The 20,733-nt window shown below is 40.9% G+C and carries 17 protein-coding genes and 1 tRNA gene; 1 reads left to right on the forward strand and 17 read right to left on the reverse strand.

Features of this window, described 5'->3' with window-relative positions; genetic code table 11:
• Positions 1–216: 216 nt before the first annotated feature.
• From M1381_04235 to M1381_04275, 9 genes are all read right to left on the reverse strand, one after another.
• A complete protein-coding gene (locus M1381_04235) occupies positions 217–783 on the reverse strand; it encodes a hypothetical protein (protein MCL4478294.1) in 567 nt (188 codons plus the stop codon).
• 794 nt (positions 784–1,577) lie between these two features.
• The gene (gene trmFO / locus M1381_04240; protein ID MCL4478295.1) at positions 1,578–2,900 is read right to left on the reverse strand and encodes a methylenetetrahydrofolate--tRNA-(uracil(54)-C(5))-methyltransferase (FADH(2)-oxidizing) TrmFO; all 1,323 of its coding nucleotides are present in this window, start codon (positions 2,898–2,900) and stop codon (positions 1,578–1,580) included.
• 58 nt (positions 2,901–2,958) lie between these two features.
• Positions 2,959–3,798: a hypothetical protein gene (locus tag M1381_04245; protein ID MCL4478296.1), complete on the reverse strand. Its 840-nt coding sequence runs from the start codon at positions 3,796–3,798 to the stop codon at positions 2,959–2,961.
• Positions 3,779–4,357 carry a gluconate 2-dehydrogenase subunit 3 family protein gene (locus M1381_04250; protein ID MCL4478297.1) on the reverse strand — a complete coding sequence of 193 codons (579 nt, stop codon included), beginning with the start codon at positions 4,355–4,357 and terminating at the stop codon, positions 3,779–3,781. The genes M1381_04245 and M1381_04250 overlap by 20 nt, the downstream gene beginning before the upstream one ends.
• Positions 4,354–5,787, reverse strand: coding sequence for a GMC family oxidoreductase (locus tag M1381_04255; GenBank protein ID MCL4478298.1), 1,434 nt, complete (start codon positions 5,785–5,787; stop codon positions 4,354–4,356). The genes M1381_04250 and M1381_04255 overlap by 4 nt, the downstream gene beginning before the upstream one ends.
• A 114-nt stretch (positions 5,788–5,901) precedes the next feature.
• A complete protein-coding gene (locus M1381_04260) occupies positions 5,902–6,204 on the reverse strand; it encodes a YggT family protein (GenBank protein MCL4478299.1) in 303 nt (100 codons plus the stop codon).
• Positions 6,205–6,316: 112 nt separating this feature from the next.
• Positions 6,317–7,303, reverse strand: coding sequence for an aldo/keto reductase (locus tag M1381_04265; protein MCL4478300.1), 987 nt, complete (start codon positions 7,301–7,303; stop codon positions 6,317–6,319).
• A gap of 113 nt (positions 7,304–7,416) precedes the next feature.
• Positions 7,417–7,492, reverse strand: a tRNA-His gene (locus M1381_04270).
• A gap of 413 nt (positions 7,493–7,905) precedes the next feature.
• Positions 7,906–9,525 (reverse strand): FGGY-family carbohydrate kinase, encoded by a 1,620-nt coding sequence (locus tag M1381_04275; protein MCL4478301.1) that lies wholly within the window; start codon positions 9,523–9,525, stop codon positions 7,906–7,908.
• 293 nt (positions 9,526–9,818) lie between these two features.
• On the opposite strand from M1381_04275, the gene nadB reads away from it, so the two are divergent.
• The gene (gene nadB / locus M1381_04280; GenBank protein ID MCL4478302.1) at positions 9,819–11,429 is read left to right on the forward strand and encodes an L-aspartate oxidase; all 1,611 of its coding nucleotides are present in this window, start codon (positions 9,819–9,821) and stop codon (positions 11,427–11,429) included.
• Positions 11,430–11,498: 69 nt separating this feature from the next.
• Here the strand turns inward: nadB and lspA are convergent, their stop codons facing one another.
• From lspA to M1381_04320, 8 genes are all read right to left on the reverse strand, one after another.
• On the reverse strand, positions 11,499–11,984 hold the full coding sequence (gene lspA, locus M1381_04285; protein MCL4478303.1) for a signal peptidase II: 486 nt from the start codon (positions 11,982–11,984) through the stop codon (positions 11,499–11,501).
• Positions 11,981–14,779, reverse strand: coding sequence for an isoleucine--tRNA ligase (ileS, locus tag M1381_04290; GenBank protein MCL4478304.1), 2,799 nt, complete (start codon positions 14,777–14,779; stop codon positions 11,981–11,983). Before ileS ends, lspA begins: the two co-directional genes overlap by 4 nt.
• A 124-nt stretch (positions 14,780–14,903) precedes the next feature.
• A complete protein-coding gene (locus tag M1381_04295) occupies positions 14,904–16,520 on the reverse strand; it encodes a metallophosphoesterase (GenBank protein ID MCL4478305.1) in 1,617 nt (538 codons plus the stop codon).
• 12 nt (positions 16,521–16,532) lie between these two features.
• Positions 16,533–16,877, reverse strand: coding sequence for a divalent-cation tolerance protein CutA (locus tag M1381_04300; protein ID MCL4478306.1), 345 nt, complete (start codon positions 16,875–16,877; stop codon positions 16,533–16,535).
• A complete protein-coding gene (locus M1381_04305) occupies positions 16,855–17,298 on the reverse strand; it encodes a hypothetical protein (protein MCL4478307.1) in 444 nt (147 codons plus the stop codon). The genes M1381_04300 and M1381_04305 overlap by 23 nt, the downstream gene beginning before the upstream one ends.
• A gap of 9 nt (positions 17,299–17,307) precedes the next feature.
• Positions 17,308–18,636 (reverse strand): hypothetical protein, encoded by a 1,329-nt coding sequence (locus M1381_04310; GenBank protein MCL4478308.1) that lies wholly within the window; start codon positions 18,634–18,636, stop codon positions 17,308–17,310.
• Positions 18,633–19,301, reverse strand: a complete 669-nt coding sequence (gene purN / locus M1381_04315; protein ID MCL4478309.1) for a phosphoribosylglycinamide formyltransferase — start codon at positions 19,299–19,301, stop codon at positions 18,633–18,635. The genes M1381_04310 and purN overlap by 4 nt, the downstream gene beginning before the upstream one ends.
• Positions 19,302–19,372: 71 nt before the next feature.
• The gene (locus M1381_04320) at positions 19,373–20,722 is read right to left on the reverse strand and encodes an AgmX/PglI C-terminal domain-containing protein (protein ID MCL4478310.1); all 1,350 of its coding nucleotides are present in this window, start codon (positions 20,720–20,722) and stop codon (positions 19,373–19,375) included.
• Positions 20,723–20,733: the final 11 nt, after the last annotated feature.

A 20,733-nucleotide genomic window follows, 5' to 3' on the forward strand; every position in this document is an offset into this window, starting at 1 on the left:
CACAAAGAAACTACGGCAATGGTAGAGATGATGATAACACCAAAGTACAGAACAGCCGAGAGAAACTCCGTTTCTCTCGATAGGAATAAACTTTTCTCTTGACAGGTGCACTTTAAATGGGTGACCCTGTGGTTTTCATCATACGTGCTTGCCGGCGGTGTCATCCCCATAATTGCAGCTCTCCTGCTGCCGTCTGCGAATATGTTCCGTTTATAGTTATAATGTCACGCTGAGATTCAGAGACGATGACGCGAGGCCGTTTACCTTAACCTGAATCCTGTATGCTCCAGGGGACAGTTTTCCGGGAATGGTAAGCATGACCATTTTCTCGGATGCCTCACCCTTTACATATTTCCTGTCGAGAAGCGTAACTGCTTTATGAACGCCGGACTCCGGCGATAGTATCACATCAACCTCTGCAGCAGCCGGTGCCGGACCCGCAAGATTAAACCCGATCCTGTCGCCCGGATGAACGCGGAACGCCGGTGCATTCATGGAGTCGTTCATTCTTATGTCAATGCGCCTCCTGTTCCATCTGTGTGTGTTGCCGTGTCCTCCGAAGTATATGGAGCCGGAGGTAAAGTCCACAACCAACGCTACCACGCCCGGAACAACACCGGCAAGAAGCCACAGGCAATCCATGACAAGTACCGTTCCATCAATGACCCCGGGCCTGTTTCCTCTCCTTTCGGGGTAGAGAAGGAAGCCGCAATTGACCGTCGACAACATCATAAAGATCAAAACAACTGCAATAAGAAAACGAGACTTCATGAACTTTTTCACTTTATTCCCTCCTTAGTAACGATAGAGAATTTTATTTACTTTTTTAAAAACTAACAATTCCCTGCGAATTCGTCAAGAGCGGATCATGGACAGGGCAGCAAACTTATTCCCCCGCGGCCCGGGTAGCTTACTATAGATTTTATTCTTGGGTATTTTGATGAACGTTTGAGAGGAGGGCAGATGAAATATGTTGAGTTTGTAGAAGCCATGACAGGTCAGATATATGAGAGTCCTTTAAAGGCTGCGGTTGCATCGAGCATACTTGTGGGTGAGGATTTTCATCAAATAGGCTGAAATATGGGGTTTCAATTCAATAAGGCATAGTACTTGCTCACTGTTTTGGCTATCATAAAGGACTACATCCGGTTGCTTTCTGTCAGCGCCAACAGTCTCCTGTTCAGCAATACCAAGGGGCAGATGCCTTTCTTTGACTATCTGATTGATCCATTCAACAAACTTCTGATTGCCTGTGCGTTCTGTTTTATGTGATGTTGTGTCATAGGGCCCAGTGACCCGTGTAGACTTTTCTGTAAGCTTGGAATGTTTCATCAATTTTATTTACTTACTGCAAGAGATACTTCTACAGGATGTTTTTTGAATCTGTTTATGCCTCTGAACCGGGTTCCCGCAATTTCCCGCCGGCATGCGCCCATGTATCCATGATTATTCCTCCAGATAATGTGTTTTATGCTTTATAATCTATTGTTGATTCGGGTCAACAAAAGGGGGGTTTCTCATTTACTGCCTTATTGAATTATATGGTTTAACCAAAAAAAATGCATTTAAAAATCATATCAAAAATAGGACTTAACCGGTGCAATCATAACATCGTTAACTAAATTATGTATATACGATTGTGCCCTTTTAATGATGAATGCCCTTTTTTCATCTTTTTTCAATCCATTTATATCCGTAAACAACCCGAAATTTATATTCATTGGCTGAAACGGCTGATGCGCAGGATCGGTAATATAATTAATAAGTGCACCCATCGCAGTATGCTCCGGCATTGCAAACGGTTCAAGACCTCTTATTATTCTTGAGGCATTTATCCCTGCAAAAATACCTGCCGCTGAGGATTCCATATAACCCTCTACACCTGCTAATTGCCCTGCTATAAATAAGCTGGGTTTGTTACGGACCCTCAGGAATCTATCGAGTACAATCGGGGCATTGATAAAGCTATTTCTATGTATACTGCCGTATCTCGCAAACTCGGCATGTTCAAGTCCCGGTATCATACGAAAAACGCGCATCTGTTCTGAGTATTTAAGCTTCGTTTGAAAACCAACAATATTATATAATGTCCCCTGTTTATTTTCTCTTCTCAACTGGACAACTGCATACGGACTTTTTCCATCAGGCATTATTAAACCAAAAGGCTTCATTGGACCATGCTTTAACACATCAGTCCCCCTTTTTGCCATAACCTCGACAGGCAGGCATCCTTCGAAGTATTTAACATCTTCAAATGCCTCCGGTTCAACCGACCTGGCTCTTAGAATAACATCAACAAAATCTTTGTATTGTTGTTCCGTCATCGGACAATTTATATAATCCCGATTCTCCTGATATCTTGAGCCGAACCATACCATGGAGAGGTCTATCGAATCGGCTATAATAATGGGGGATATAGCATCATAAAAGTGAAGCATATCATTGCCGATGAGCCTTTTTATATCCTGTGCAAGTGCATTTGAGGTTAAAGGTCCTGTTGCTATAATTATGATTTCATCATCGGGAATCTTTTTTATCTCTTCCCTTATAACATGCACGTGCTTAAGAGACTGAACATGATCTGTAATATCTTTTGAGAATAGACTTCTATCAACCGCGAGTGCCTTGCCTGCCGGGGTCTTGTGTTTATAAGCAAATTTCAAAATAATCGAATCCAGCATCTGCATCTCATGTTTTAATAAGGCATCGATTGAGCCAGGCTCGTATGATTTAAAAGAGTTACTGCAAACAAGTTCCGCGAAAAGATTTGTTTTATGAGCCTCTGTCATTACGGATGGCCTCATTTCATAAAGTACCGTGTCTATTCCGTATTTATCAAGCTGATGAACGGCTTCAACACCTGCAAGCCCTGCACCGATTACATAAACTTTTCTACTCATTATTATGAATTATTAAGGGTACAAAAGAAGAACTCATATTTATCAAAACCATACCATGCTATTTGTAGATCAATATTGAGGGGGCATGACCGCTTAGATGACAGTTGTAACATACAGCCTTTGCCTGCTCGCTCGGGGAACTTCCGTTGACCGATACATGACAGTAATTACATGAACCGGGCATAAGATTAGAGTGCATTGTATGCAATGATGTGAAGGTAGTAGAACCGTCAAGAGCAGAAACATTGACAAAATTGTGACAATTGAGGCATGTCGGCACAAATCCATGCCGTGTTGTTTCATAATTATGGCACGCACCGCATCCGGAGGGTAAATGGTACACATTTAAGGTATCGTCGGATGGATTTCCATTATAGCCATGATAATATATCTGGGAATGCAAATCACCCGATTGTAAAAGTGTCTCGGGCATTATACTGCCTGTGTATGTCCCTGTTGTTATATTCGTTGAGAGCCATGTATGGCATTGCCCGGCACAATTAACCCCGCCCTCATAAAGCTTTGATAATGCTTCCGGAGGATAAAAAGCAAGTGAATGTCCTTGAGTGCCGTTTGTAAGTTTATGACACCCACCGCATGCCTGGAGGTCCTGAGGATGCCTGCCCCTGTTTTGCCATTGCATGGAAAGATTATCAAGCGGACCGGAAGAGATCAGTGACGAAGTTCTTATAAGACCATTACTCGAGATATCCATCCATTCACGCGGTCCTGCACTCTCATTTGATAAAGGCTGTGTTATATTTGAATAATCATGACAATAGCAGCTAGCCCTTGTAAGCGGTGGAGTTGTTTGCGGGACATCTCTGGTACAATTGTTTACAAGAAAAGCAGCACCCAATATTATAAAAACAGTATATCTACGGAAGATTACCATCATTGGTAAGCTCCTGACTCATCTGTGTATTAAAAGAAAAACCCTGATCCACATACCCAAGGTTGGCCCCTGGATAACCCATATATTGGTATCCAACATCATTAACAAATGCAAGATAAAAAGCACCTTCTACAAATTGAATAAGCAGGCTTATATAGGCAAGCTGTTTTTCCACAATTGACAGAACAGAGGTCCTTGAGTTAAGGTCTAACTCATAGAATGCCTTATTATAACTATTCTGCGCCTCATTGTTTAGTAAAGCCGTAGCAATAGGAATAAATGTGTAGGTTGGATAGCTCCTATCAAAAAGCACCGTGAGTGCCCCTGCTTCTAATGCACCGGGGGAGCCTTCCGGATCCGAAGCATAACCCGGCAGGACAGCATCTATAAATGCACTCATCGTCTTTTCCTCCGTTGTAGCGGGTGTAAAAGAAGGGGGAATCGTCTGCGGATTAAACTTCCCGCTGCCGCAGCCTGCTAAGCTGCAAACATCGAGTGCACCAAACAATGATGCGTACAGTGTAGAATATCCAATATATTTTAGAAATTCTCTTCGTGTCATACTAATGATACTATATAGTTTGCGACCCTTTCTGCATTTGCAGAAATAGTTAAAGCAGGATTTATCCCTGTCCCGCCCGGAATTGCACTGCTGTCTGTAACAAATAGCCCCGGATATCCTCTTACCTGACAATTGGGATCTAAAACAGAGCGTGCCGGATCATCGCCCATCCTGCATGTGCCAAGAAGGTGTGCATCTCCAAATGGGACATCGGGAGACGGTACAAATAATTCCGCATTGTTTGCCTTGGCAATGCTGTTCAGTATATTAACAACCTTTTGCTGATAGTTTAATAACCCGGTTGTCATCGGTAAATTTATAACCGGTGAATCATTGGATAAATTAACCTCGCCTTCACCTGTTAAAAGACCCATAACAGTACCGCCTATGATCCTCTGCGGATAATAAGCCTTTGCAAAATGCTTGTAAGCCAATCCCCATGTTTGCATGCCCTGTTTTTGAATAATGTTGCCTGCAAATATCCCGGCCGGCGATGTACCCGATTCTATGGTCATTTGATATTGGTTCCAGAATGCATACGTTATGACTCCAGCGCTGAGCATACCTTCATAAGTGTTAAAATACGGAAACCCGCTGCTGGGTAAACCAAAGTGTACCGGGAAATTTCCATTGTTATTGAAGTTTTTACCCACCTGATCGGAAAGACCGGTAAGCAAGCTGTTCTGCTGTGATCTTAGCAGTATCTCTGCCGTAAAAGGTGACCCTGCTGCGAGTATTACGATTTCTCCTTCAACCTCATTTGTATTCTGATACATATCTATATACTGCACCGTGTAACCGCCGCTCGACGGGTACACTTGTCTTGCCTTACATCCATCCAAGAATTCAGCACCCACTGACTCCGCCTGCGGGATATAATTATGAAGGAGATGCTGTTTTACACCGAACATGCAGCCAACTTCGCAAAAACCACACTGCCTGCAATTAACATAGGGATACCTGCCTCTATCGGCTGTCAAGCCCATGTTATTAAGCATCTGTGCAAAGATTCCACCGCTTTTGGGAACATTGTTCCATCCGGCCTGTGTTATCTGCATGTTCTGCTCAACAACATCGTAGTATGGATCAAGCACCTGCCTATTAACCTCAACCGGCCACACAGGATATCCGGTATTATCAACAAAATTGAAAGCATCGCTCGGCATTCTCGGGCTTAAACCTGAATAGAGCATAGAACCGCCGCCTACAAGGTTTGAAGTTCTGTATATTATTGAATAATCCGGCGCATTTATCATAAAGTAAAAACGATTAAGATTACGCATCGACCAGTCCTGTTTAAAATCCTTATCCTGAAGACGATAACCCCTTTCAAGAACAACTACCTTTTTCCCTCTCTGAGCAATTCTCAGAGCGGGGATAGAACCGCCGAATCCGGATCCGATTATAACCACATCATAATGTGTAACCATATTATTGTTTTTTTAATAAATTTTTTATCCTATTGCAATGTTTTTTTAATCAAATTATTCCGGCAATATATTGCCATAGCTTATGTACAAACAGAATAAAAAGCGATGATCATTTTATCTTATACTTAAAGCCAGGGATATCAATCCCCTGTAGACAAGCGGTTGTAAAAACATGATAAGAAGAAACGCTATGATCGGAGATATATCTATACCGGAACCAATACCAAGAGGAATGATCCTTCTTATAGGTGCAAGTATTGGCTCTGTTACTCTATATATAAATCTTACAACCGGATTATAAGGATCAGGATTAACCCAGCTTAACAATGCACGTACAATAATTAACAAATACAGTACCGTAAGTGACACATCTATAATCTTAGCTAAAATTATTATAAAATCCGATAGTATGTTCATTATACATTCTTTCTTTATTCAAATAGAACAGGCGGCTCTATCAGGTTAAGAAGTGATTTGCTCCATTTTTGATATTCTATTAAAAACGTTTAAGCTGCTTTTTACTTTATTCTTATCCATTAATCGTTTTCATCCCGGATTCGTGGTATCTCATACCGGCAGCAACCCCGACGGGTGCAACGTTGTTTATCTTCTCAATATCCTGTGGTGTCAATTTAACCGTGAGTGCTTGAACATTTTCTTCAAGATATTTTCTTCTTTTTGTACCCGGTATGGGGACTATACCTTTGCCACGGGATAGAACCCATGCAATCGCGAGTTGTGAAGGCGTACAGTTTTTTTCTTTTGCTATCTCTTCAAGACGTTTAAGAAAATTGAGATTCTTTTTAAGGTTTTCATCCTGAAACCGCGGATGATTTCTCCTGTAATCATTCTGTGTTAAACTCTCCTTATCGTTTATCTTTCCTGTAAGGAATCCGCGTCCCATGGGACTGTATGCAACAAAACCTATCCCAAGCTCATTACATACCGGAAGTATTTCAGACTCGGGGTCGCGTGTCCACAAAGAATATTCCGTCTGAAGTGCACTAATCTGGTGAACCTTATTTGCCTTTCTAATTGTTTGAGCCGACGCTTCCGATAATCCAATAAATCTCACCTTACCTTGTTCTACAAGTTTTGACATAGCACCCACAGTTTCCTCAATAGGGGTGTTCGGATCAACACGATGCTGATAATAAAGATCGATGGTCTCTATCCCAAGCCGCTTAAGGCTTGCTTCGCATGCCTGCTTGACATACCCCGGTTTGCCGTTTATTCCAAGAAAACTACCATCCCTGCCGCGAACATTTCCAAATTTTGTAGCAATAATAACCTTATCGCGATAGCCTTTCAGGGCTTTACCAACCAGTTCTTCGTTTGCACCGACCCCATACATATCAGCCGTATCAAAAAAGTTTATACCAAGTTCAATAGCTCTATGGATCGTAGCTATAGATTCTTCATCATCTCTTTCACCATAAAAATCAGACATACCCATGCAGCCAAGCCCAATGGCTGAAACCGCCAGTCCTTGTTTTCCTAATTTTCTTTGTTCCAAGTTATTGCCTCCCTGGTTTAATAGTACTTCAATAATCATATTAAAGTATTTTTGCTTCCATTGTCAATAATAGGTAAAAGAAGAAAATACATTATCCGGGTGTTATCACATCATGGGGTGGGTGAAGGGAATTGAACCCTCAACCCTTGGAGCCACAGTCCAATGCTCTAACCGTTGAGCTACACCCACCATAAATCAAAATACTCTCTACCATTTAACCGATTGGGAATACCAATCCTTCGCCGTTCTTCGTGTATTCAAGTATAACCAGATTTCTATTAAGATCAACATCATGTCATCTCAATTCTCTGATATTATTTTTTCATACCAGTATATAACGCTGTTATCAATATAAATCTAACATGCATTAAGTAAAGCCTGCTCTTCATCGTCTGTCAAACATCTAAGATGTTGTATGCGGATGGTCAACCACATAGGTCTGTCCATACAATAAATTACCCCGGTTTTTGGCCATACCCGTGTCCCTGCTGGATTCACACTGGAATTCACCCCGTACTTGACGCGTGTGGTAATGACACGGGATAAAGCAGGTTTTTCACTCACCACACAAACTTCCTCTATTCCCAGCCACATTTTTGGGTTTAAGATGATTTATTCATCATCCTGAACAGTTTCTTGTTTTTCGTGTACAACTCTTTAAACACGGTAAAACTCTTATCGTACATTTCTTTGTACTCGGCTCTCGGTGTATATATCCTGTCGACCGGTATAAGGGGTTTTGCCTCTTTGAAGGATTTGATCAATCCGAGCCCTACAGCGCATACAATAGCTGCACCGTTTGTGCCGGCATTCTGAGGATTTTCAATAGTCTCAATATTCCTGCCTGTTATGTCTGCCATGATCTGACACCAGACATCGGATTTTGCGCCTCCGCCTACAAAACGGATATTTTTTTGATATGGTATCTTTTTCTCTATCGCTTCAAGCATCCACCTTTTGTGGAATGCAACACCCTCAAGCACAGAGCGGATCATCTGGCGCTTGCCTGTGCTTAGACTGAGGTTGAAAAACATGCCTCTTGCGTATGCATCCTCTCTAGGAGATCTATTGCCTTGCAGCCATGGCGTAAATATAATGCCGCCTGCTCCGGGAGGTGTTTGTCCAACAACTTCGTTTAAGAATTCATAAAGACTTGTATACACGGCATTTGTATCAACTATATGCTTTGCATCAGGATACATGCCTATTTCATCAAGGGCAAGATGATCTCGCACCCATTGGAGGCATATACCCGAGGTTTCTTGTTCCGCGGTGTAAACGTATTCACCGGGGATTGCACTCAATATTGATGCTACAAAGTTACTTATGTCTACTGTCCTTCTGTCAATATTTGCTGCTACCCATCCTGAAGTTCCAACATAGATGTGTGTATCATAAAGGTCGAGTGCTCCTGAGCCGACAGCCGTAAGAAATGTATCACCTCCGCCTCCGAAAACCGGAATGCCGGGTATAAGTCCCATTTTATCAGCCGCCTGCTGCGTTAAACCTCCTATAATGTCGGTTGACCTTACAACGGTCGGTAAATGATCCATGTTTACATCAAATGTTTTGCAAAGACTCTCCGACCATCTCAGTTTCCCTTTTCTTGTATCAAAAACCCATGTCAGATGAGCAGAATCGTATGTCATGCCGTACTTACCTGTGCACCTGAGTGTAAGATAATCTTTAACGTCAAGCCACTTATAAACTTTTTTAAATGCCTCTGGTTCATTATCTTTGACCCAATGATATTTCCAGAGCGGGTCATTTGGAGTTGCAGCAAGTCCGCCTGTAATAAAGAGCGATTTTAATCCTATAAGAGCATTCCAATTATCAATCCTCGGGAAGCCGTGATAAAGATATTTTGCAATCTGTGCGGTTGACCGCTGGTCCATGTATGTCATAGGATTTCGCAGTGCATTTCCTTCCTTATCAACCACGACAGATCCCTGCATTTGTGAAGAGAATGCAATGCCATTGATCCGGGACGGCTTTAATGATGTGCGTTTTATAATCTCACGCGTTGAACTGCATACGGCATTCCACCAGTCATCAGCTTTTTGTTCGGCACCACCATCCACGGTTGTGTAGAGAGGGTATTCTGCAAGATAAGAATCTATAAGCTCTATTTTACCGCCGATTTTATAAAGACAGGATTTATTGCCGGTAGTTCCGAGGTCAAACGCAAGGATATATGTTCCATCCACTGACATAGGGTTCATATTTTAATTCTCCTTCAGATTTATTATTAACCTAAAAGAATGCAATAGACAAGATTTGCTGCTATAATCTCATTGCAAAAGCGTCAATACAATAACAGGTGGAATGGATTGAATCCTGAGCAAAGTGAAGAATCAGCGGACCGCATGATATGTCTAAATAGTCTGCTTCGGGAACTACATCCATATCAGTGTCAAAGATAAAACCGATGGTAGACAGATATTTATATACCAGTAATTGTGTGCTATGATAAAATATCGTGCTATAGAATTCTAATTTGTTAGAAAGGAAGATTATGAGTATTCAAAAAATAGACATGCTTGTTATAGGTAGCGGGGTATCAGGGCTATACTATGCGATAAAGACTCACAAATATGGCAGTATTATGATCATAAACAAAACACCAAACAAATACGAATCTGCCACATATTATGCACAGGGAGGGATCGCATCCGTGTTTTCTACGGAGGATAGTTTTGAAGAGCATATAAATGACACACTTATAGCCGGTGATGGCTTATGCCATAAAGATGCGGTAACACTTGTTGTAAAAGATGCTCCTGCAAGGATTAAAGAGCTTATAGACTTTGGTGTTCATTTTAGCAAAGTGAATGATCCTATTGATAACGATCTTGTCTATGACCTGACCCGCGAAGGCGGGCATTCAAAAAGGAGGATCCTGCACGCGGATGACCTTACAGGACGAGAGATAGAAGTAACTCTTATGCGTATACTTGAGTCACTTGGTATTAAGGTCCATGAACATTATATGGCCGTTGATCTTATCACAAAAAATAAGATTTTTAAGACAAAAAATCCGGATGACCGTGTGCTTGGCGCATACATACTGGACACACAAACAGGAGAGATCCATACAATACTCGCAAAGGTTGTCATTATTGCAACAGGTGGTGCCGGCAAGGTTTATTTGTACACAAGCGACCCGGATACGGAAACAGGGGATGGGATTGCAATGGCATACAGGGCGGGTGCATCTATAGCAAATATGGAGTTTATACAGTTTCACCCGACATGTCTTTATCATCCTGAAGCAAAGTCTTTTCTTATATCGGAATCGGTAAGAGGAGAAGGAGGAATATTGAGAAAGAAAAACGGCTCTACTTTTATGGAATCTTACCACCCATTGAAAGAACTTGCGCCAAGAGATGTTGTAGCAAGAGCAATAGATAGTGAGCTTAAAAAAGCAGGCGATGATTATGTATTACTTGATATTACACATCTTGATCACGATTTTATAAAAAACAGATTCCCCTACATTTATAACACACTTCTCAAATACGGAATAGACATGACGAGCCAGCCGATTCCGGTTGTCCCTGCGGCACATTATACATGCGGCGGGGTACTTGTTGACCTTAATGGCAAAACAGATATTGAAGGTTTATTTGCTATTGGAGAGACAGCCTGCACAGGATTGCATGGTGCAAACAGGCTTGCATCAAACAGCCTTATAGAGGGGCTTGTATTTGCAAACCAGGTTGCAATGATTACACCGCAATATCTTAAGAATGATCTCTCCCATGAGGCAATACCTCCATGGACATCCGGGAATGCAGTAGATAGTGATGAAATGGTTGTTGTATCGCACAACTGGGATGAGATACGAAGACTCATGTGGAACTATGTCGGTATAGTAAGATCAAACAAAAGGCTTGCACGCGCAAGAGCAAGGATCGAATTACTAAAAGAAGAGATCAATGAATATTATTGGAACTTTAGAATCACAAAGGATCTCCTTGAATTGAGAAATATTGCTACAGCAGCAGAACTCGCTATAAAATCAGCACAGATGAGGAAAGAATCAAGGGGTATACATTATAATATTGACTATCCGCACAAAGATGAAGCAAACTGGCTCAAAGATACCATAATAAAGAGGACATAAAATGGTCTAACTCCCGCTTACTGTAATAGTGATCGGTGAAGTGAACGCAAATATCAGTCACCTAAGTTTCTACACCTTCTTTCTTGAGAAAAGAAGATCTATACCAAGCAATACAGCACCTATGGTAATTGCACTATCCGCCACATTGAATGTAGGCCAGTGTGAATGTTTAATATACGCATCTATAAAATCAACGACATACCCCTGTCTTAATCTATCTATGATATTACCCATGGCACCGCCTATGATCATGGACAATGAAACCATTGATAACAATGTTATATCCTTTGAAGCTATGTAGACAGAAATAAGCATAATCAATACGCCGACAGAAAGCAGTGTAAGCAACTTACTGTTTAGAAGACATTGAGGCTTGTTAAAAAATCCGAATGCTATACCATGGTTATACGCCTTAACAAGTTCCAGCATCCCTGGAATTATAACAAGAGGATAGGATAGATAGTGAACGACAACGTACTTTGAGATTTGATCAATGAGGATCACAATCAAACTAATAATAAGTAAATAACTTATTCTCTTTTTAAACGGGATCATGCTTTTATCACCTCAACACATCTATGGCATAATGTCGGATACGATTTATCCGTGCCAACTGTTTCTGAATAATTCCAGCACCTCTCACACTTTTCTCCGTGCGCCTTTTGTATCTGTACGTTCATGATTTCTGCCCCTTCTTTTAATTCAACATTGGAAACGATAAATAGCTCGGTCAGATCATCTTTGTATTTTTCTAATAATACGTGGTCTTCTTTTCCCGACTGAACAACAACCAGCGCCTCAAGCGATGAACCGATTGTCTTGTTTGCCCGCTGTACCTCAAGGGCCTTGTTTACCTCGTTTCTTATTACTCTCAACCTTTCGTAATCCTGATAAACGGTGCTGTCTTTTTCAGGGAACACCGTCTTCTGAAGGTGATCCGTTAAAAAGATACTTTCTGTTTCCCTGTTAGGGATATATTTCCATGCCTCTTCTGCTGTAAAGGATAATACCGGCGCAAGCATGGTAACAAGAGAAATCAGGATGTCGTACAGCACTGTTTGCGAGGCACGCCTTGCCTTTGAACCGGATTTTGATACGTATAATCTGTCCTTTAGGATGTCCAAATAAAATGAACTAAGGTCAACGACGCAAAAATCAAGGATCGCATGATATACAACGTGGAAATCATACTCATTGTAAGCCCTGTCTATCCTTTTAACGAGTTCCGCAGTCTTGTACAGCATATACAGATCAACGGGCCGCATCTCCTTGTAATCCATTCTATCTTTTTTCTGATCAAAATCGTACAGGTTTCCGAGTATAAACTTTATTGTGTTTCTGATCTTTCGGTAAGCCTCTTTCAACCGCTCCAGTATGTCATTTGAAACACTTACATCTCCTCTGAAATCCTCGGCAGAGACCCACAGCCTGAGGACATCGGCACCATACTTATCAATAACCTCCTGCGGTGCAACAACGTTACCGACCTGTTTGCTCATCTTTCTGCCTTTTTCATCTACAACGAATCCATGGGTAAGTATTGACCGGTACGGTATACCGTGTCCCGCTGTCATGGACGTGAGGAGCGTTGACTGGAACCACCCCCTGTGCTGATCGCTTCCCTCGAGATAAAGGTCCGCAGGCCAGACAAGATTATTGGCATGTTTCAGCACAACTGCATGGCTGACACCGGAATCAAACCACACGTCAAGTATATTTTCTTCCTTTTCAAATGTTTCACCTTTGCATTTAGGACATTTGTAACCCTGGGGTATAAAGTAATCTGCCGGCTTCTCAAACCAGATATCGGCACCATTTTCTTTAAACAGCTCCGACACACGCAAAGCCACGTCCGGGTCAGCTATGCTCTGTCCGCACTGCTTGCAGTAAAAAACAGGGATTGGAACGCCCCATATGCGTTGGCGGGATATACACCAGTCCGGTCTTGTTTCGAGCATTCCCTGTATCCTGTCCTTGCCCCAGGAAGGTATCCATGCCACTTTATCTATCGCTTTCAACGCCTCTTTTCTCAGGCCATGCGTTTCAACCGATATGAACCACTGTTCCGTGGCCCTCGTTATCACGGGCTTTTTGCACCGCCAGCAGTGCGGGTATGAATGCGGGTAGTCCTGCTGTTTTAACAGAGCACCGTTTTCTTTGAGCTTTTCTATTATCTCTTTATTGGCATCGAATACAAATTGACCTCCAAAAAACTCCACGTCCTGTGTGAACTTGCCGTACTTGTCCACAGGGGAATAAACCTCAAGCCCGTATCTCTCTCCGGTCTGGTAATCATCTGCGCCGTGACCCGGTGCGGTATGAACACAACCGGTACCTATATCGGTTGTAACATAATCCCCGAGTGTGATGACAGAGTCTCTCTGATACATGGGATGCTGTGCAACAATACCTTCAAGCGTTTTTCCTTTGAATGATGTTATAGTACGGCCTTCTCTCCAGCCCGGCAGTATTTCCTTAAGGTTCTCAAGTAATGCCTGCGCGGCAATATAAACATTCTCTATGGGTTGTGACGTTACTCCCGGAGCATAAGAAGCATCTGTTTTGACCCCGAAAGCAACATACTCAAGCTCCGGATGAAGCGTTATCGCAAGGTTTGCCGGCAGTGTCCACGGGGTTGTCGTCCATATTACAAAATAAGTATTTTTGTCTCTTAATGATGCCGGCAGTTTTCCTTTGTCATCTTTTACCCTGAACCGTACATAAACAGAAGGAGACACATGGTTTTCGTATTCAACCTCTGCCTCTGCAAGTGCTGTTACACAGTGGGCACACCAGTAAACGGGTTTTTTCCCCTTGTAAACATACCCATTCCGCATGATCTTTGACAGTTCTTCCACGATCGCGGATTCATAGCTGTAATTCATGGTAAGGTACGGCTCTTGCCACCTGCCGAGTACCCCGAGTCGTATAAACTCCTGCCTCTGTATATCAACAAACTGCTGTGCAAACTTCCTGCACTCCCTGCGTATCTCAAGTTTTGACATGGTATGTTTTTTCTGACCCAGTGATTTGTCAACGTTATGCTCTATGGGCAGGCCGTGGCAGTCCCAGCCGGGCACATACTCTGCTTTGTAACCACGCATTGCCTTGTCCTTGATGATTATATCTTTTAAGATCTTGTTGAGCGCGTGGCCTATATGTATGTGTCCGTTTGCATACGGCGGTCCGTCGTGCAGCATAAATGTCCTGCCATCGCTGTTCTTCTTTATGATCTTTTCGTAGACAGAGTTTTCCTCCCAGAACTTCAGGATGTCCGGTTCCTTTTTTGGCAGGTCGGCCTTCATCGGAAAATCGGTCTTCGGCAAATTTAATGTATTTTTATAATCCATAATAAGTTTATTTTTTTAACGACAATACACCGCCGTGTCAAGTATGACAGGTACTTTGTCCTCACTCGGTTTTATCCTTGCAAGACAACAAATCCAAAAACAGCATTTTATAATATAGTCTATTTCATTTTTCCTGTAAGGTTGTAAGTGATTCAATCTTTGAAGGGAGGTTTGCTGCTTTTAATGCATTTTCAACATCTGGCGGAATTTGTATGGCAAGTTCAACATTCCTGTCGGATACCTGACCTTCTGCACCGCTTGTATTATCCCCAACCTGAATATCTTTCAAAGAAAGCGATCTCGAAATTGCGGACATAGAGCCATCCGGAGAGTTATGATCAACCATTGTTGCAAAAATGTATCCTGTGCCGTTTCCATCATCAACAATCTCTATTATCCTTGATTGCTGTGGGTAATCTATCAAACTTGAGGTTTCTATTTCCCAGTAACCCGGCTGCGTTGCCGACAAACCGGCCCTTGGTGTTACCATGTTATAGTGCCCGTGCCCAACAAGGTGCAAAATAACATTCGGATAGCTTGCAAGTATATTAATAAACTCAGTACCTGTAATCTCGGAACCGGAATCGAGAGCATCAGGATACTGATGGCTTACAACAATCACCAGTTTATGATTATTATACGCATCTTCCAATTCAGGTATAAGAAAGTTGTTTACCTCATCCGATCTGATACATCCGTTATCACCACCGCCCCTGCATTCCCAGTCAAGCACTATTACCCTTAAAGGTATGGATGGGTCGGGGTCAAAAGCATAATCACCGTATCCGTTTGTTATATTCGTTGTGCTAAAGCCATGACCAACGGGTAGTGACGCAGTCGTAAAAAACAGCTGCATATAATCAACAGGGCCAAGCAAGGCTCTGACGGTATCTGGTGTTATCGTCGTCCCTTTATGAATTATATTGCCATAATCATCTTCTGAACCGAGATAAACATCACCACCTGTTGCTATCTGTGCAAATTGAGCTGTTATTGCAAAATTCCCATTGATAAGCCCGTCATGGTTACCGACAGTCGTGTACCATGGTACCTGTTTATCAAGTCCCCATGGTAGAAAGGGGTCATGTGGATCGTTCAGAGGACCAGGAACAACGTCCACATGCTTGCCGCTGTCCGGAGTGATAACAGTACCGTCAAGCACACCGATAAACCAACGAGCCTCGTTTGTTTGTGTGTTATCTACGGTATCACCAAGCGCAATTAAAAAATCATAATGCCTTGCATGGCTAAAATCATTAAGTGTTCTTATCATTGCATCAAGTACCTGGGTAGTGTAACGATCCTGCGGTCTGTACGCACCTTCAAATAAACCATAGCTGTCCATATCGCAAAACCTCAAAGGTGATTTCGTATCCATAATGTGTATATCTGTTATAACCGGGAAATAGATTACAGAGCGTGCCGATATGGATGGAGCTGGGGCTGAACCGACGATGCCAAGATCATCTCTAAATATAAAATTTTCACCAGTGCCTGTTATGAACTTGCCGAAATTGTTAAGCATATCTTGAGGGATATTATTTGGATCAACTGGATTTACAGCCGGTTCAACAGGTACGAGTGTCTGAACAAGTGTTGTAGTCGATTTTGAAAGTGTAAAATTGGGACCGGGCAGATGTCCTATAGCCGTATAGTTTTTGGCTGTTGTCCCGCTACCGCAATCCGAAAAAACTAATGAAATAGCTATAAATATTGCTAAACTGTAACATTTTTTACCCATAAGTTCCTCCTTTTATTTGATTATATTATCGTTAATCCATTTTAAATAATTATGCAATCCATATTTAATATCAACCGAAATGAACTCTGGTAATTCGTACGGGTGAATTTCAATCAATCTTTTTTCTATCGCCGATAATAAATTGCGATGCGTCTTAATAATTAGGAGTGACTCTTTTGAGTTAACCATTTTCCCTTTCCATCTATAAATGGAATTCAATCCATAAACTATATTAACACAGGCTGAAAGCCTTTCTTTGACTAGTATCTTTGCAATGCGGATTGCATCTTTCTTTCTTTCCACTGTTGTATAAACTATGACATAACCTGCTTTATTATTTTTTTCCTTCAACCGCATCTTTCAGCTCTTCCATTGATTTTTTCATTGCAACGTTGTTGAGTGTATTGATGATCGGGCCTGGTACCCAGAAGCCGGGATCAACATAAGTGGAAAATGTCGCAAGCGTTTTGTTTTTATCAATCTTTTCAAATGTGTAACTTCCCGTCACGTCCTTTACATCTCCCTCTACATAACTCCAGCTAATCCCATATTCTTTTTCATTATACTTGTAATCGAGGACATATCTTACTTCTTTACCGAGTACACTAATTCTAAACTCAACTATCTTTGGTTTTCCTGTTTTATCTTTTTTCAACACCTTAACTTCTTTCACCGCAGATTGCCAATCGGGATAGCTTACAAAATCGCATATCCTATGATAGCATTTACCAATAACGCCGTTTATTTCTATTGTTCTTGTCAATTCTTTTCCAGACATAAACCCTCCTTAAAGTTTTCTGATAAATAAATTTATTTGTTCCCTGATGGATTCGTATGTGTCTTCATAAGTATAATTATGCAGAAACTCGGTATTCACCATCATAATGTTATTATTGTACATACGTACATCTTTTGTATCCCATAGTATGTACGGCTCTGTAAAATAAATATTATCCACATACTCATCAAAAAACGGAATAAACCATTTCATATATTTAAGTACCGTATCCCTTATGGAGGATAATCTCACTATGCTGTTTTCACTTATCAAAGTAGTTATTGATAATGCAGTCATTTCATGGCTGGCCATTTTTATGTTGTTTAAGGGATTTGCGTTTAAAAAAACAATATTGCCGTCAATAAGCGGATGATGATAGTTGAACACAAGTACTGCGTTATTAACCCTGCTGAACACCTCAGGTAATGCTTCACGCTTTATGCCGACAAATATATTATCCACATAAAATCTCTTCTTTATATTTTTACGAATATGATTATCATCTTGAAGGATCGACATACTCTTTTCATGTATCGGTTCTAAGATGATTTTCCTCGATCTAACCGTGTCAGAGTGATCAAGAAATATATTAAAATATCTTTTATAATTTATTGATTGTACACTTCTGTCGGATATTACGTTTACATTACGGTTAATAAGTGTATCTAAAAGTAATTTTTTTAGACCGTCGTTGCCGTCGGAGATGTAGAATCTCTTTTTTAATATCTGAGGAACAACCCCGTTAATTTTGCGGGCATCGCTTTCAAAATACGGATAAACATATTTAGAAATCGAGTTAAAAAATACATTCAACGGTATGGACTTTTCTATCTCCTGATAAATGGATTTTAAAACGCGCCTTTCACCTGTCAAAAATTCATTTAATCTTATCTTATTTGACGTCCTTTTTAGCAGGCTTATGCTCTTATCTCTGTCTAATTGCCTTAGTTTGTCCTGGATATCATTGATTTTGTCTTCTTTCGTTAAGTAATCTATTAACAGATCAGCCTCGCTCCCAAACCTTAATTTGGCTGATGGAATCATTTTTTGAATATGTGAGAAAACATCAATCCTTCTATCCGGTAAGATCACATGATAGGCAGGATTACTATACACTTCGTAATTTACATTTAATTCTTTAATAACATCCGCCGGCTCATAATAAGATATTATATTATATGGATAATATTCAAATTTATAATTATTTATATTAAGAACCGGATTGTAATTATCGATAACCACAATAGAAATATCTGTTTTTGAAAGCTCATACGCTGATAATAAGCCGTTAATTCCCTCCGTTATAACTGCTACATCAAAAAATTTACCGGTACTCATTGTGATTCCAATGAGTCAAAAGGATTAATAACAAATGAATCCGTCAGTTTATTGTAATCCTTCACTAAAACTCTTCTTCCCTGTACAAAAAGCCTGCCCTCTGCATACAATTGAATAGCAACGGGATAGATAATATGTTCTTTTTCGTGTATCCTGTTGGCCAGAGTTTCTTCGGAATCAGTATCCCTTATAGGAACAACTGCCTGAATGATAATAGGGCCCGTATCGGTTCCTTCATCAACAAAATGAACAGTGCAACCTGTAAATTTTACTCCATAATCAAATGCCTTTTTTATAACATTAACCCCCGGAAATGACGGTAACAACGCTGGGTGGATATTCATGATCTTCATATAAAATGCATTAATAAGTCTGCTCGTAATAAGTTTCATATAGCCTGCAAGCACAACAAGCTCAACATTAAAAGATCTTAATACTTTTATTATACCATCTTCCGTCTCTTCTCTCTTAATTGAAGCTTTGTAATTTACAATATGAATGGGAATATGATTGGCTCTTGCTCTTTCAAGTGCGTATGCCCCTTCATTGTCAGAGATAACCACTTCTACACTCGCATAAAGTTTTTTAGCTCTCACATTATCTATAATAGACTGAAGATTGGTTCCATTCCCTGAAACGAGCACAGCAAGTTTAATCTTACTCATATATGCCTACTCCTGCATGGAGCTTTTGATTATGTGTTTCAAAAAATCAATATTATAATTATATTTTTTGTTTATCCCAAAGACGGTGTAAAGATAAATGGGAATACTACATCTACAGTGCCGCCATTGTAAGGCTTTGGAAATATCCATCTTTTGATAACTATTGCAATACATTGTTCAACCTGAGGGGCGTTCATAGTTGAACGTTTTATCTGAGAGAGAGTAACAGAACCATCTGCACCTATAACAAAATGTACGGTAACCTTACCTTTTAATTCCGGATTATTCTTTAATCCCGTTTCATAGCAATACTTAATAGATGCAAGATTAGAATTTACAACCTGTCTGATTATATCGCTTGATAAACCACCTTTAACATTTAATCCCCCCTCTTCCCCGCCGGATATGGATGCGATTTTCCCACCCTTTTTTGTACCCAATCCAATATAACGGCCGCCGCCGCCAAGACCTGCGATACCTGCTCCACCACCTACAAGTCCGGCACCTCTTGCCTGCTTTAGTTCACCGGCACCGCCTGCAACTTGGAAACCGCTTATTCCCTTCAAAGCCTTATTAAGATTCATAGCAGGTGCTTGAGATAAAACATCTCCTGTCGTTCCAGTTGATTTTCCTGTTGATACTATAAGCGCGAGCAATCCTTTTGAACTGACCTTTGCTACCATTTCTTGTCGTGTACGTGCAGCCGCCGGTTTACTACTTTTGCCTTTACCTGCTCCGCCACCCTCTTTGGGAACTTCTTTTTGCTCAGTCTGTTGCGGTGCTTGACCTTTAAATGTCTTTTTTGGCTTTGGTACCCGTATTAACAGCTTTGCCAGCCTTGGCGGTATGCCGCTAAGCTCAGTAGACGAATAAGCAGATTTTATAGTCAATGTATTAACCATATACACAAAACCCGACATTATAATAGTCATCAAGATTAAAATTACATAAAATAATCTGGTATCTTTTGTTACATATTTCCTTTTTAACTCTCTTGGAAGCTTAGCCTTTTTGATCGTAATTGGTTTGGGTGGAGGCGGCGGGGGTACGGCAAATTCAAAATCTATATGTATATCGCCAAAATTCAGGCTGCCCTTTCCATCCTCTGATAAATAAATTACTGATTTCTTGATTTTTCCGCTTGTTCCATGCAGTCTTGCAAACTCCTTAAGATCAATAGTATTGTTACCTATCTGAATAGTTCCGTTAAGCCATGATACAAGCCGCAGATAAAACACACCGCGCTTCTCTCCGAATAACCTGTATGATTTTGGCAAACCATTCTTACGGCATATTACATCATTATTATTAGAAGTCCCCACTAAAAGTTTTTTATCGGTTAAATAAATAACATCAGGCCGTTCTTCACCCCTGTAAATAACCAATTTTGGTACAGCTTTTTTTGTAAGTTTATTAGCCATAATTTTTATTA

Source organism: Deltaproteobacteria bacterium, assembly GCA_023382265.1.
GTDB lineage: Bacteria > JAMCPX01 > JAMCPX01 > JAMCPX01 > JAMCPX01 > JAMCPX01.